This is a genomic window from Microvirga sp. 2TAF3 (assembly GCF_052114965.1).
Classification (GTDB): domain Bacteria; phylum Pseudomonadota; class Alphaproteobacteria; order Rhizobiales; family Beijerinckiaceae; genus Microvirga.
Map to the genome: position 1 here is coordinate 229,935 of NZ_JBFRFT010000002.1, position 14,353 is coordinate 244,287.

General features: G+C 60.3%; 11 protein-coding genes and 1 pseudogene. 3 read left to right on the forward strand and 9 right to left on the reverse strand.

What is annotated here, in order from left to right; all coding sequences use genetic code 11:
- Positions 1-18: 18 nt before the first annotated feature.
- The 5 genes from AB4Y97_RS03515 to AB4Y97_RS03535 all read right to left on the reverse strand — a co-directional run bounded on the left by AB4Y97_RS03515 (position 19) and on the right by AB4Y97_RS03535 (position 6,576).
- Positions 19-342, reverse strand: a complete 324-nt coding sequence (locus AB4Y97_RS03515; protein WP_441997616.1) for a hypothetical protein — start codon at positions 340-342, stop codon at positions 19-21.
- Positions 343-362: 20 nt separating this feature from the next.
- The gene (locus tag AB4Y97_RS03520; RefSeq protein WP_441997617.1) at positions 363-1,919 is read right to left on the reverse strand and encodes a serine hydrolase domain-containing protein; all 1,557 of its coding nucleotides are present in this window, start codon (positions 1,917-1,919) and stop codon (positions 363-365) included.
- A gap of 134 nt (positions 1,920-2,053) precedes the next feature.
- On the reverse strand, positions 2,054-2,995 hold the full coding sequence (locus tag AB4Y97_RS03525; RefSeq protein WP_441997618.1) for a ring-cleaving dioxygenase: 942 nt from the start codon (positions 2,993-2,995) through the stop codon (positions 2,054-2,056).
- Between the two features lie 1,397 nt (positions 2,996-4,392).
- A complete protein-coding gene (locus tag AB4Y97_RS03530) occupies positions 4,393-5,829 on the reverse strand; it encodes a M20 family metallopeptidase (RefSeq protein WP_441997619.1) in 1,437 nt (478 codons plus the stop codon).
- Between the two features lie 123 nt (positions 5,830-5,952).
- Complete coding sequence (locus AB4Y97_RS03535; protein ID WP_441997620.1) at positions 5,953-6,576, reverse strand: histidine phosphatase family protein; 624 nt, start codon at positions 6,574-6,576, stop codon at positions 5,953-5,955.
- A 200-nt stretch (positions 6,577-6,776) separates the two neighbouring features.
- On the opposite strand from AB4Y97_RS03535, the gene AB4Y97_RS03540 reads away from it, so the two are divergent.
- Positions 6,777-7,904, forward strand: a complete 1,128-nt coding sequence (locus AB4Y97_RS03540) for an anhydro-N-acetylmuramic acid kinase (protein WP_441997621.1) — start codon at positions 6,777-6,779, stop codon at positions 7,902-7,904.
- 71 nt (positions 7,905-7,975) lie between these two features.
- Here AB4Y97_RS03540 and AB4Y97_RS03545 read toward each other — a convergent pair whose 3' ends face one another.
- Together AB4Y97_RS03545 and arfB (AB4Y97_RS03550) are read right to left on the reverse strand one after the other, a co-directional pair.
- Entirely contained in the window at positions 7,976-9,520 is a 1,545-nt protein-coding gene (locus AB4Y97_RS03545; RefSeq protein ID WP_441997622.1) for a helicase HerA domain-containing protein, read from the reverse strand.
- A gap of 568 nt (positions 9,521-10,088) precedes the next feature.
- A pseudogene (arfB, locus tag AB4Y97_RS03550) lies at positions 10,089-10,430 on the reverse strand (alternative ribosome rescue aminoacyl-tRNA hydrolase ArfB); the annotation flags it as partial.
- A 268-nt stretch (positions 10,431-10,698) separates the two neighbouring features.
- On the opposite strand from arfB (AB4Y97_RS03550), the gene AB4Y97_RS03555 reads away from it, so the two are divergent.
- Together AB4Y97_RS03555 and AB4Y97_RS03560 are read left to right on the forward strand one after the other, a co-directional pair.
- Positions 10,699-11,301: a hypothetical protein gene (locus tag AB4Y97_RS03555; RefSeq protein WP_441997623.1), complete on the forward strand. Its 603-nt coding sequence runs from the start codon at positions 10,699-10,701 to the stop codon at positions 11,299-11,301.
- Positions 11,302-11,477: 176 nt separating this feature from the next.
- Positions 11,478-12,422, forward strand: a complete 945-nt coding sequence (locus AB4Y97_RS03560) for an ATP-grasp domain-containing protein (RefSeq protein WP_441997624.1) — start codon at positions 11,478-11,480, stop codon at positions 12,420-12,422.
- 166 nt (positions 12,423-12,588) lie between these two features.
- On the opposite strand, the gene AB4Y97_RS03565 is transcribed toward AB4Y97_RS03560, so the two are convergent.
- Positions 12,589-13,608: a hypothetical protein gene (locus AB4Y97_RS03565; RefSeq protein ID WP_441997625.1), complete on the reverse strand. Its 1,020-nt coding sequence runs from the start codon at positions 13,606-13,608 to the stop codon at positions 12,589-12,591.
- A 163-nt stretch (positions 13,609-13,771) separates the two neighbouring features.
- On the reverse strand, positions 13,772-14,350 hold the full coding sequence (gene arfB / locus AB4Y97_RS03570; protein WP_441997626.1) for an alternative ribosome rescue aminoacyl-tRNA hydrolase ArfB: 579 nt from the start codon (positions 14,348-14,350) through the stop codon (positions 13,772-13,774).
- Between the last annotated feature and the right edge of the window lie 3 nt (positions 14,351-14,353).

Here is a 14,353-nt window from a genome sequence, read left to right on the forward strand (position 1 = left end):
CGGTGTCCGCTTCTGACGCTACCAGCCGCGCTGGCGTTTGATCATGTTCTTCTGCATGTTCTTCTGCGCCCGCCAGTAATCCTTCTCCGCTTCCTTCTGCATCAGGTAATAGTCCCGGATGCGCTCCTTGCGGCTCGTGGCATTGCGGTACTGGTTCCAGTCGTAATGCTGGTCATGGACGTAAGAATCGTCATCGACGAACAATTCGAACAGACCCATCTGCACTGGCACGTGAAACCCGCCGCCAGGCGCGAGTGACGTGCGCGGAAGGGCCATTGCGCCGTTCAGGCCGAAAGCCGCGAGGATCGTTGCAGCGAGGATGGAGCGTTTCATTACAGTCATGACTGTCTCTTTCATGGCCATCACTGCCGCTCCAGGACCTGCGGCAGGCTCGGTGAGAGCCACCGCATGCGCTTGACCGCGCCGTTGCCGTCCCTTTCGAACCGGATCTGCGTCAGCGGTTCGTCGCCCGTCATGGCAACCACCGGAGCATAGTCTCCTGTCGGGTCGAGACGGGCATTGAAGGTATCCGCGCCGAGCGGCTCCAGAGTCAGCACCGCTTCGGTCTCTTCGAGCCTGAGCCGGAGCTTCTCCCCGATCACGCTGGCGGTGACCTCGCCCAGAATGGGCGATGCGTAGGCACCGCTGAGTGCCGACAGATCCTGCGATGCGGAAGCGGGCGCGGCTTTCGGTGCCTTCCGGCGCTCTTCTTCTTCCCGGGCCCGTGCAGCCTCGAGAGCGAGCGCCACATTGTCGACAGTCGTGTTGCCGAGAACGCGGTCGTAGAACCATTGCGCGAGCGCATCCGGAAAGCCCGTATTCTCCAGATTCGTGAGAATGACGATGCCGACATCCCGGTCCGGCAGGAAACCGGCATGGGCGCCGAAGCCCAGAGTGCCGCCATTGTGCCAGATGATGCGCCCGTGCGGCGTCGCGCTCACGACCCAGCCGATCGCGTAGGACATGCGTTCGTTGAGCGCGACGCGCGGCGTCCAGGTCACGTCGAGGTTTTTCTCCGACACGATGATGCGGTCCTCGAACTGGCCACGCCCGAGCTGCATCCGCAGCCATTGCGCCATGTCGGGGACATTGGAATTGAGACCTCCCGCCCCGCCGAACGCGTAAGGAAACGAGGCGTGGAACGGCACGGGCACAGGATCGACCTGCGTCCGGCGATGACCGGTCGCATGATCGGTGGCCATTTCGATCGCCTCCGGCGTCGCCGTCGTCGAGGCCATTCCCAAGGGGCCGAGAACGCCGGCTTTGACCACTTCCGTCCAGGACGAAACGCCTGCCTTCTTCGCGAGAAGATCGCCCGCAGCAATATGCGTTATGTTGGTATAGGAGAAGTCCGAGCGGAAGGACGTCGTCACCGGCGCTTCCCGCAACGAGCGGATGAGCGTCGCCTTGTCGTAGCCCAGCATGCTCAGGCCGTCATTCACATAGGGTGTGAGCCCGCTGCGCTGGGCGGCGAGATCCAGCACGCGAAAATCGCGCCCGATCCAAGGGTCGCTGAGCTGGAATTCCGGCATCAGATCCGAGACGCGGTCGCTCCAGGTCAGTTTCCCGGCATCGACCGCCTGGGCCAGCGTCGTACCCAGGAAGGATTTGGTCGTCGAGCCGATCTGGAAGGTCGTGTCACGGCTCACCGCATCGGGCTTGCCGAGCCGCCTGACTCCGAAACCCTTGGCGTAGATCAGCTTGTCGTCATGCACGATGCCGATAGCAACGCCCGGCACCTTGAAACTCTTCATGCTGGATTGCAGGTAGGTTTCGAATTCGGGCAGGAGCTTGTCGATCCGCTCTCGCATGGTCAGGGCGTTGCCGGAGCCCTGTGCCGGCGCCGGCGCGAAAGCGCCGCTCGCCAGGGTCAAAACGGAAGCCAGAACCGCCGCGCGCGGCCATTGAAAGAATGACATCCGGACAGCCCCCATTTTTCCGCAGCTTGACTGCAGGCGGGGCGGATCGTGTCAGAACTTACCACTCCGTTCAATTAGGAATAACATTGCGTTTATCGGAAAGTTTTCCGCCCGACGGCGCGGGCGGAAACACATTACAGGGGCTTCAGACCCGCCTCGATCTGCGCCCGGCGCGGCTCGAGGAAAGGCGGCAGGGCGAGGCGTTCGCCGAGCTTGTCCATGGGCTCGTCGGTGGCGAAGCCCGGGCCGTCCGTCGCGATCTCGAAGAGAATGCCGTTCGGCTCGCGGAAATACAGGCTCTTGAAGTAATAGCGATCGACCGGGCCGCTCGAAGGCGCGCGCATGGCCTGCAGGCGCGCCGCCGCGTCCTGATAGGTCTGCTCGTCGGGGGTACGGAACGCCACGTGGTGAACGCCACCGGCGCCGGGCTGGGCCGGAGGAAGATGCGGTTCGACCGCCACGTGCAGCTCGGCCGCCGGGCCGCCCTCCCCCATTTCGAACACATGGACCGGACTCTCGCCCCGGCGGTATTCCCGCGCGGCGCGCATATTCATGCCCGCCGTCAGGACCAGCGCCGTGCGCTCGATCTGCGGCACGCTGATCGTGATGGGGCCGAGTCCGCGGATCTGGTGCTCGGGCGGGACGGAGCTACGATCCCAGGGATGGGATTCGTCGCCCTTGCCACCATCGTCCACGAGGCCGAGGCGCTGGCCTTCCCGGTCCTCGAAATCGATCCAGAGACGCCCGTCGCGCTCGATAATGCCGCCATGAGCGATATGATGGGCGTCGAAGCGGTCCTTCCACCATTGCAGAGTCTTTTCGCCGTTCACGCGAAGCGCCGTGTGCACGATGCTGTGGGTGCCGCGCCGCTCCCGCTCGACCGGCCAGTCGAAGAAGGTGATATCGGACCCGGGCGACGCCTGACCGTCGCCATAGAACAGGTGGTAGGCGCTCACATCGTCCTGGTTAACCGTCTTCTTGACGAGCCGCATGCCCAGCGCCCTGGTGTAGAAGTCGTGGTTGCCGGGTGCGTCGGCGGTCACGGCGGTCAGGTGGTGAATTCCGGTCAATTTCATAGCGCTCTCCATACAGTGAGATCGCCTCAAGATAGGGTTGCACCCATGCAAGCGCGACCCCTGCTAATGCCAAGACAACCTTGCTGAAATGCAAGAAGATCCGAAGGTCCGGGCCTCTATGCAAAGTGCTCTTTGACCGGCACCCCGCCTTCGCGGGCAAGGATCGGCACCGATGCCAAAGCGGGATCGGTGTAGGGCATAACCGACGCGCCTGAACCAAGCCTTGGCATTCTGGGCCGCGATGGTCCCATGGGCAGCTCTGACCTCAGTCTCAAAGGAGACCGGACGTAGAGCCACACGGCGTAGCTGAACACGTCAGTGGGAAATCGGACGCGGGCATCATGAGGATCACGGGTTGGTTCATGCCCTCGCCTACGTCCACATCGTGTCACGATCTCGTTAATTGATAGTCCTCTCAATTTTCCTCTTCAGGAAGATCGACCCGTGAGGCTGCGTCATAGCTGACTGTGAGCACCAATTGACGCAATTGCGGCTGACGAGTATTTTTATGCCTTGCCGTGTATTTGAGCGACTGCTCCACCGCGCCTTTGAACTTGCATCATTGGATCTGCCCATGCTGAGTTCCATGACTTGGTCCTCAGTTCCGCGGTTATGCAGCACGTCCTGAACTGTCTCGCACGCTCGGTTCAGGCTTTTCGCAACTCGCTGAAATTGAATGAAAAATCGTTCGGTAATATTCGCAACAGGTCGGCATGAACTACTCTTTGAGAAGCACACCACCCCGGTGTGGTCCGGGCACGGGCCGCTGTAAAGGGACCTCCCCGCAATCCGGCACTGGCCGCATTGTGTGCCATCTCTACCGGGCGATCGACAGCAAAGGTGACACGGTCGCATTCAGGTTCAGCGTGAGGCTTGACTGGGCTGCCGCCATTTCGTGCCGTTGACGGTCCTGTCAAGGGCTCCGCTGTGGAATCCTCAGACCGATGTTGAGTCAAAAGCAAAACACGTTCTGTGGGGGCTAACGAGGGAGACTTCTATGAAAGCAGCAGCAGGACTAATATCTGCGGGATTGCTCCTGGTAGCACTCGGTGGAACCGCTTTCGCACAAACGACTTCTGCGACGAGACCCTGTATTCGAGGCGAGCAAAGGATCGGCGGCGTGTGCAAGCCTATGACGAGATCCGGTTCCCCGCTTCATGGGCAATATGGCGGCACTACCCACAGGAGCACTGGAGGAAGCCACCGCTAAAACTGCTCGATTGCTTCAATCGTCACAAGCGGGCTGCCAGCCGCAAATGGCACATTGATGAGACTTACATCAAGTCCGAGGGCAGCATGCCTGCCATTGCGGCATCCGGATCGGCGCTCGAACTGGATGCCACCGATCGAGGGTCGATGATTGCGGCCGGACCATCCGGCCGCAACAATTTTCACGGTCACGCCGCCTTGCTGCGCAGATCCTCCGGCGTCACGTCATCCGGAATCGGGCAGATATAGGGGCGGCCACCGGTGCGCTCCCGCAATTCCGCCTTGGCGCGGACGATAAGATCCGGGTTGCGCAGGCAATCGGCGGCGGTGGAGGCCATGGCCTTGGCGGCGAGCACCATGCCCTTGTGCGCGGCCGGCAGATTGCCCTGCGTGACGAGCTGCCAGGTGTGGAAGGCGGTGCCGATGGCAAAGCAGGCCGCATGGCATTGCGCCGTCGGCACGACCCAGCTCACGTCGCCCACATCGGTGGAGCCCATCATTACGCCTTCGCGCTCCGGCATGGCGAGCACGCCGTCGTGCAATACCTTGCCCTTGAGGGCTGAGCCGTGCGTCTTCACGCTCTCCTGAATGTCCGCCGCCGTCAGCGCGGCCTTCTGCAGCTTGTCCGCGAAGGCCGTGTCCGCCGCGTCGAAAGCGGGCGGCCCGAGGCGACGCATGTTCTCGTACATGGCCTCCTGCAGCGCCTTGTTCGGCACAATGTTGGAGGTCGCGTCCGTGATCTGCACCTCGACGCTCGTCTCCGTCATCAAGGCCGCACCCTCGGCGATCTTCTTGACGCGCTCGAACAAGGTCATCGCATCGGGCAGATGCGGCGAGCGCACGAGATAGAGCGATTCCGCATAGGCCTGCACCACGTTCGGCGCAATGCCGCCCGTATTTGTGGTGGCATAATGTACCCGGGCATCGGAGGGCATGTGCTCGCGCATGTAGTTGACGCCCACATTCATCAGCTCCACCGCATCGAGCGCGCTGCGTCCGAGATGCGGCGAGGCGGCTGCGTGCGCCGCGCGGCCCTTGAAGCGGAAATATGCCTGCACGCAAGCAAGCGAACTCGTGGTCGAGACTTCGTTGATGACATTCGGATGCCAGCAGAACGCCGCGTCGAGATCGTCGAACAGGCCCGCACGCGCCATGAAGGTCTTGCCCGAGCCGCTCTCTTCCGCCGGGCAGCCGTAATAGCGCACCGTGCCGGCGACGCCCTCCGCCTCCAGCGCATCCTTCAGCGCAACGGCGGCGAGCGCGGAACCCGAGCCGAGAAGATTATGGCCGCAGCCATGGCCGGGCGTGCCCGACTTGGTCGGCGCGTGCTCCGTCGTCCTCGATTGTTGCGCCAGATCGGGCAGCGCATCGAACTCTCCCAGGATGCCGACGATGGGTCCGCCCTGCCCGGCCTCCGCGATGAAGGCGGTGGCCATGCCGCCCACATGGCGCGTGATGCGAAAGCCTTCAGTTTCGAGCATCGCGATCTGCTCTTCGACCGCGCGATGTTCCTCGAAGGCCAGTTCAGGCATGGCCCAGATGCGGTCGCTCGAATCGCAGAAGGCCTTGCTCTTGGCATCCACGCGGCGGGCGATCTCATCGAGGCTCAGGCGGTCGTTCTGCATGGCGTTCATCCTCATCCCAAAGACGTTTTGCTCCTGGCTCAGGCGACGGTTTCGCCCGCCCTTAGAGCATCAGATCAATCCCAAATGTGGAGTCCACTTTTGGGATTGATCTGATGCTCATTCTTAAAGCGGCGCATCGTTGTATGCGGAAAACCGGGTCCACTTTTCCGCGCGATGCGCTAGCCGTGTGATCGTCCGGCCCTGCATTCGAAACACGGTGTCCTGCGGCTCGGAGAGATGTAATGCGGCCTCGTTGTCGAGCCCCGCATAGACCCCGCGCAGGATCTTGCCGAGAAGGCCGTGCGCCACCGCGATGGTCGGCTGTCTCACGGTTTCAAGCCACGCGCTCGCGCGGTCGCGGACGTCATCGACGCTCTCGCCGTCGGGAGAGCGGAAATACCAGTCGTGATCCGATGCACCCTCGAAATTTTCCGGCCAACGCGTCTGAATCTCATGACGCGTGAGGCCATCCCACGAACCCATGGTGAGTTCGGCAAGCTGCGGGTCGATCTCAATCGGCAAGCCCAGCGCCTCGCTGACGAAACCCGCCGTCTGACGTGCCCGCCCGAGCGGGCTGGAGACGAGGCGAAAGGCGGGCCGGGGGCCGAGTTCCTCGAGCAGGATAGAGGCCATCATCGCCGCCTGCCGCTGCCCCTTCTCGGTCAAGGGTGAGTTCAGATGGCCCTGCAGCCTTTCGGCCCGGTTCCATTCGGTTTCGCCATGACGGAGGAAATACAAAGGAAACATCGCACCGCCTTTTAGAGCATGAAGCGGCGGGGGGAAACCGCTTTGCGAAAGAGCGGCAAAAGATCTTCTTGGGCTTGGCCATCTCATCGGATTAGGCGTTGTGATTGCCTTGGCCGACGATAAGATGCCCGCTTCCTTGCGGGCTTCGGTGGCCGGAATGAGCGGAGCCGGCTCGCCCGATTCGTAAAATGGAGAATGTCGTGACGTCAGTTTGGGCCATCGGATTGATGACGGGAACCGTCCTCGACGGCAATATCGACATCGCCTTGATCAGAACGGACGGCGAGACGGTTCAGGAATTCGGGCCCTGGACGCTCGCGCCCTATCCGCCGGAACTCCGTCCCCTCCTCCGGGATGCCATGGAGCAGGCCCGCGACTGGGATTTCGAAGGGCCCGAGCCGGCCATCTTTGCGCAGGCGGAAGATGCCCTGACTCGCGCGCAGTCGACGGCGGTGACGGCTTTTCTCGCGAAGGAAGGCATCAAGCCGTCGGACATAGCGGTCATCGGCTTTCACGGCCAGACCATGCTGCATCGCGCCCCCGACGGTGCGCGCCACGGCAAGACCCGGCAGCTCGGCAACGGCGCGCTGATGGCCAAGCTCGTCGGAACGAGCGTAGCGTTCGATTTCCGCACCGCCGACATGGCCGCGGGCGGACAGGGAGCGCCGCTCGCCGCCAGCTACCATGTCGCGCTGCTGCGCAGCATCGACGCCAAGCCGAATGCGGCGGTTCTCAATCTCGGCGGCGTGAGCAACGTCACCTGGTGGGGCGGCGACACGATGATCGCCTTCGATACCGGGCCGGCCAATGCGCCGCTCAACGACTGGATCGGCCGGCATGGCCGCGGCGACATGGACCGGGACGGCCTCATCGCGGCAAGCGGAACCGTGGACGAAGTACGCCTCGCCCGGCTTCTCGACCATCCCTACCTGATGGCGGCCTATCCCAAGTCGCTCGACCGCAACGATTTCACCGCTGCCATGGCCGACGGGCTGAATCTGGAGGACGGGGCTGCGACGCTCACCGCCTTCACCGCAGGCGCCGTAGGCAAGGCGCTCGACCTCCTGCCGCAGCGCCCGCCGCGTCTCATCCTCAGCGGCGGCGGACGGCGGAACCCGACGCTCGTCAACGAAATTCGCAAACGCGCGAAGGTCGAGCCGGTCATGGCCGAAGAGGTCGGCTGGCGCGGCGATGCGGTGGAGGCAGAATGCTTCGCCTTTCTCGCTGTTCGTGCCCTTCGCGGTATGCCGATCAGCTTCCCGCTCACGACCGGCGTCAAGGAGCCGATTACGGGCGGACGCATCGCGATGTTCGACGTGGCGGCTTAAGCGCCGACACGCCTCGTCCGAAACCGGGCAGCATCCGTTTCGCTCGTCTCTATCGAGCGAAACGGAGGGTCTCACGAACCCAGCGCGAACAGATCCTGGCCGCTCGCGGGCGCCGGCTCCTCGAAGGCGTTGGGGTCGCCGGGGCCCGTCTCCCAGCCGAGATCTGGCAGCGCGATGATGCGAAGCCCGCGCGGGTCGTTGCGGGTGACCACGATGTTGCGGGTTTCCATATAGGCGACGAGGCGGCGGGCGCGGCCGGGCGAGCGGCTGCCGCAAGCGCGGGCGATCTCGCCGTCCGGAGGGCAGGGTGAACCCTCCATCGCGGCGCGGGCGAGGAGCAAATAGACGCCCTGGATGTCCTCTTCCAGATCGGCGGCGAAAGCAACCGCGCGGTCCCATTCCGAGCCCTCGGCGGTGGCGGTGTTGACGCCCGCTCGCGCCACCGCGAGACGGCGGCGGAAAGCGGGAAGGTTCAGCGGCTCGCCATTGACGCGGCGGATGCGGCAACGGACCAGGAAATCCTGATAGAGCACGGCCACCGTGCGGAACGCCGCCTCGGGATCGCCGAGGATCTCGCGCAGGATGGCGTCGAGCGCCGCCTCGCGCTCGGCCTTCGTTTCCTCCGTCAATTCCGGCCCGGGCTCCGGCGCGGCGGCGGGGCGCGTGCGGGCGAGCTGGGCCAGGAGATCGTTGGTGGCAGGCGGCGGCGGGGGCGGCGCGCGGCGCTGCATCACGGGACGCGCGGCAAGCTCGCCCTCGCCCGCCTTGAAGATCAAATCGCGGGCATCCTCCGCTGGTTGCTCCGGCAGAGGAAGAAGCTTGAAGCTGCCGCTGCGGGCCGAGGTTTCCACGTTACCGATACGGATCGGCACCGGGCGGCGCGACAGGGCGGGGCCGAGGGCCACGAAATGACCGCGCTCCAGGTCGCGGAACATTTCCGCCTGGCGGCGCTCCATGCCTAAAAGATCGGCCGCGCGAGCCATGTCGATATCGAGGAAGGTGCGGCCCATGAGGAAGTTGGAGGCTTCCGCCGCCACGTTCTTGGCGAGCTTGGCGAGGCGCTGCGTCGCGATGATGCCCGCAAGCCCACGCTTGCGGCCGCGGCACATGAGGTTAGTCATGGCGCCGAGGGAGACTTTTCTGGCCTCGTCCGACACCTCGCCGGCGGCGGCGGGTGCGAAAAGCTGCGCCTCGTCGACCACCACGAGCATGGGATACCAGAGGTCGCGCTCCGCATCGAAGAGCCCGCCGAGAAAGGCCGCCGCGCAACGCATCTGCGCTTCGGTATCGAGCCCTTCCAGATTCAGCACGACGGAGACCCGGTGCTGGCGCACGCGGGCCGCGATGCGTTGAAGGTCGCCCTCGCTGCGGGCGGCATCCACCACCACGTGGCCGAACTTGTCGGCGAGCGTGACGAAATCGCCCTCCGGGTCGATCACGGCCTGCTGGACCATGGGCGCGCTCTGCTCGAGCAGGCGACGCAGCAGGTGCGACTTGCCGGAGCCGGAATTGCCCTGGACAAGCAGACGCGTCGCCAGCAACTCCTCGAGATCGAGCAATGCCGCCGTTCCTCCGGGCGCGGAGGAGATCTGTCCCATGTCAATGCCGACCTTCATTCGCCTCTCTCGTGCGGTCTGAAAACTGGCTTCGCCGTTCAGCCGATCCTTTTGCCGGGTCGTGCTCTAGCACGACAAGGCTTTTAAGGGGTCAAGGAACGGGAAATGCTCCACAGCCTTGGGCACTATCCCCAGGCATGAAGCCGCAGGCGTCCTGAAAACCGCCGCGAAGGGCGGGTTATCTGACGGTTCGGCCTTGCCTGGATGAAGCCCTCGGAGCAGCGATGCGACAGGATCTCTCCACCAGCCGGATCCCCTATGGCACGATGTTTCCCGGCAGGGAAGGCTCGGGATCGATGATTCGGGCCGCGGGCAGTGCACCTGTCATCGAGGAAAAAGGCGAGACCGGACCGCCCCGGCCGCAACTGCGCGGGCCGATAGGCTTTTCGAGTGGACGGGCGCAATCCTGTTCCTCCTGATCGCCCTCACCGCCACATGGATCCTGATCCGGAAACGGCTGTGAGACATCTATCAGCCCGACAGGCTTGGAAGCACTGCCGGTTTCCGGCGGGCCTGCTCGGGCGAACGTCCGCGGGCACGCGAAGGGCTGAACTGATCGCACCCTTACCTAATCGAAACCCGGCTTCGCCCCCCGCCCCTTCTTGATATCCGAGCGTCGGCCCTTCGCCTCCAGTCGCCGCTGCTTGGACGCCAGGGTCGGCTTGGTGACACGGCGCGGCTTCGGCACTTCTGTCGCTTGCCGGATCATCTCGACAAGGCGATCCAGGGCATCCTGCCGGTTGCGTTCCTGGGTGCGGAAACGCTGGGCGGTGATGACGATGACGCCGTCATTGGTGAGGCGGCTTCCGGCAAGCTTCATCAGGCGGATGGCGACCATATCGGGCAGCGAGCGCGAGCGACGCGCATCGAACCGCAACTGGACGGCGGTGGCGACCTTGTTGATGTTTTGCTACTTTACATAACGCATTCTACCGACTTCTTAACAACTTTCGGAGGGAGCCGATCCGACTGGCGAACAAGAACTCTAAGTCCCCGAGCGCCATTGGCATAAGGCCACAGGATAGCGGCAATCTTGCTATGAGGGCGCCCAAGCTCTGATAGACTACTAGCCGATAGGGTTAGGTAGACAATCCAGCTTCACTGTGAGAGCTTAGGATCAATTTCGGCTGCCATAAGACTGAAATTGATTGGGGCGTAGCACTCAACAGGAGGCCTCCATGCTCCATGTTCGACCCAGTGAGTTGTTGGAAAATTTCACTAGCAAGGCAGCCGGCGGAATTTCTCTTGATCAGTCTAACATCTTACGAGCGCTACGCTTCGAATCCGTTCGGGATGAACTGTTAAAAGCACAAGACAAGAACCCGGAAGCGAAAGTGATTTGGGCTGGTTCCATTCCAAGCACAGAAGCTGGTCGCGTTACGGTTTCGTTCGTATTTGCTCACAAGGAAGATGTTCAATCACTTGTCGTGACTTTTGATCATTCTCAGAATTGCCTCACTGAACTTACAAGTCGATATGGCCAAGACGTGCGAGCATCGGACATAGAGCGGATTCCATTCTTTCTACGGACACCATCTTTCACTGAGTCCACCGCAATTCCAAGTGATGATGCTTCCTTGGATGAGGTGCAAAATCGCCGGACTGCTTTTCTGAAGGAACTGGTCTCTTCAACATTCGACTTGAACTCGAATGCTGACCCCTTCTTTCTACCTGCAACAGCCACCACCGTAACTACCAACTATACTACTGCCGGCGCCACGACACCGAACGATAGTGACGAAAAATCTGACTCAAAAACAGACGATAAAACAGAGAATTAGCGGACTTATCTGACGCAGCAGGCTCTATGCACAACTTGGTGCCTGCGCCAAAATTGAGGGCAAGTCAGGTATTTACCCGCAGCTCACCAATCCTTGTAAGTACCTGACTTTACTTGCCACATGCTTCTGCCTCCCAAAGTAGTATCGCCCATAACCTAACAAAGATGCCTCCCCTCATGACCTGTGTTCTTGTCATTGCTCCATCTAACGATGTGCATGCACTTTCGGTTGCTCGGTCTATTCGACTGCGCTATCCGGCAATTCGTTGCTGGGTCGTGGATGGAGAGGACTTTCCTATAAACTATACGCTCACTATCAGCCCTTCCGGATGGCGTATACAAAGCGAAAATGGAGAGATCTGCTCAGACGATGTATTGTCCCTTTGGTGGCGTCGGCCTGGGGCACCGCGGATTGATAGCGCCATTGTCGATGCCAATAGTCGCAATTTTGCTCACCGCGAGGCAACGCATTCATTCGACAGCATAGCCCTGTCGACGAGCTATGCAGTTATAAATCGTCCTGATGCCGAGTTTAGAGCGAACAAGAAACCTATTCAACTCTGGGAAGCACAACAAGCGGGCCTTAAAGTTCCAGATTATTGCATTACCAATCAATCTGATGCTGCTAAACAATTTATCAGAAAGCATGACGGAGATGTAATATTCAAATCTCTTACTTCTCCCAAAAATACATTTGGCGAGACGAGACGGATGTTTTCAGAGTATGATCCCCTCCTTCCGGATCTTCAGCTTGCACCGGCTATATTTCAGAAACGTATAACGCGAGAAAAGGAGTATCGAATTACCATTATTGGCGAAACAGTCTTCGCTCATGAGATCGTGATCAACAACGAAGCCGTCCGCAAACTTGATGACTGGAGGCTTGATGTTTCTGCGGAAGCGAAAAAGACTAATATTTCAAGTGTCATTGTCGATAGCTTGCGAGATTTAATGCATAGACTTAACTTAAAATACGGTGCCATTGATCTCATTGAGAATTCAGATGGAGAGCTATTCTTTCTTGAAGTAAATTCTTCTGGTCAATTTCTATTCGCAGAAATCGACACTATGGAACCCATGTCGGACGCTTTTGCTGATCTCCTATGCAACCCGCAACCTTGATAAGTTACCACTACCCTTGGCAGGAACTACAGAGCGCCGTTCGGCAACGTGTCAGGAGCCGCCATTACCCCCAAACGCCTGATCCACGTTTTAAGATAGCAAACAAGGTTTTTTTTCTCTCCAAAAACCTACCTGTTGGGTGTGGACTCGACCGTCCCAGGGAGGGTCAACCTGAACTGTTAAGGCCAAAGTCCGTGTAACCGTCCTCGACTTGGCCAAACAGATTCAGCGACAGAAGTCCCATAAGCCCAGGTATAGCCAAGCCTTTAGAATGACGCCGGATTAGCCGCCGATCGCGTCTCCGAGGGAAAGCGTCTTGCACGATTGACCTAAAGAAGAGGCTATGCCTTGGCAGATAGCCATCGGTTATCAATGCCAACTGCACCGGAAATTGGGATGGCCCCATCATCGTGCCATTCGGCATAACCATGCGAGGCACGAAGCCAATAATCGAATTCGCGGTGCGGTTCCAGAGGTTCGTGTCAATATATCCGCTTTCTGGAAACACCATCGAAACTGCCTGTGACCCTATTACTGATGTGCGGCGTGCAGCCGCTTTGATAATTGCAGAGGCCAATCGAGACACGTCGAAAGCATCGGCACCCCGTGAGACAATACCTTTAATTCGAGTTCGGTCGGCATCCGGGACAAACTGGTCCGAACCCCCGAAGATGACGTCAGTGTCATCGGCAAAGACCTTAAAGTAGATATTGTATCCCTTATGAGCCCCCTCCCACTCAAGTGCGTCCTCTGACCCTGATTGGGACCATGGCGCGACCTTTCGATAATTCGAGATAACCATGATCATCGGAACGCCGATCGCGCTGTGGCGGCTCAGAAGATGCAACTCAAGCCACTTATCAACGCCCCGAAATACCGGCGCCTGAAATGCGACTTCGATGTCGTCTATCAGATGAATACACAGCGGTCCCAATTTGATGCCAGCGGGAGCGCGTGCCAGCGATTCAGAAATGACGTCGTAGAGATTGATGGTTTGAAGCCCCCTGCGCCAGCGGGCGACGCCAGTGAATGAAATATTGGCGTTTAGGTTATCCCGGGCGAAGAGGATGTGCTTGTTGAAATGCTCGTCTTGAATGACGATGCGTTTATTGATTTCTGCGGTTATCCGGAGATCAGAGCAGGCAAGGGCGAAATCCCGGCCAGCAACAGTTATAAGCAATGTCATGGAATTTAGTTACGATAGAGCCCCAGTATGGATCCATAATCCTGCTAGCAGTGCTCTGGGCAGTCGCGCAATGAACTCCGTTCACTGCTCTGGGATGAAAGGCAGTGCTCGTCGCGCATAGCGCACTCCTAGGCGGAAGCGACACAGCACAGCATTTTCTATATCACTCAGAAGCGAACTTTGTACGTCGCCCTGATTTGATCAAGGAACGCTTCTCTTTGGATTGAAGACGGCGCTCCATAGATGCCTTTGTCGGTTTCGTGGGGCGGCGAGTCTTCCGGCGAACCGTGGCCTGCCGGATTAAGTCCACAAGTCGAGCAAGTGCCTCCTCGCGATTCCTCTGCTGGCTCCGATGGGTCTGGGCCGTTATGACGATGACGCCGTCCTGGGTGAGACGGCTGCCCGCAATCTTCATAAGGCGAACCGCAACGTCATCCGGGAGCGAACGCGATCTCCGGGCGTCGAACCGAAGCTGGACGGCTGTTGAACTCGTGTTCACGTGCTGCCCCCCGGGTCCGGAGGAACGAATGAACGTCTCCTCGATCTCGTTTTCATCGATCGACAGAGAGGGTGTAATCGGGATCATAAAGGCCCTGGCGGCGCTTGAGTTCAGATACCGCACATATAGGGCAATCGAGAGCTTCCCTTCCACACTATCCTTGGGGAAGCGCTTGTCGGGCGCTTCATCGACCCCATGGCGGTCTTGAATTATTGGGAGCCGTGCGGCGGGGCGATGCCCCATGAG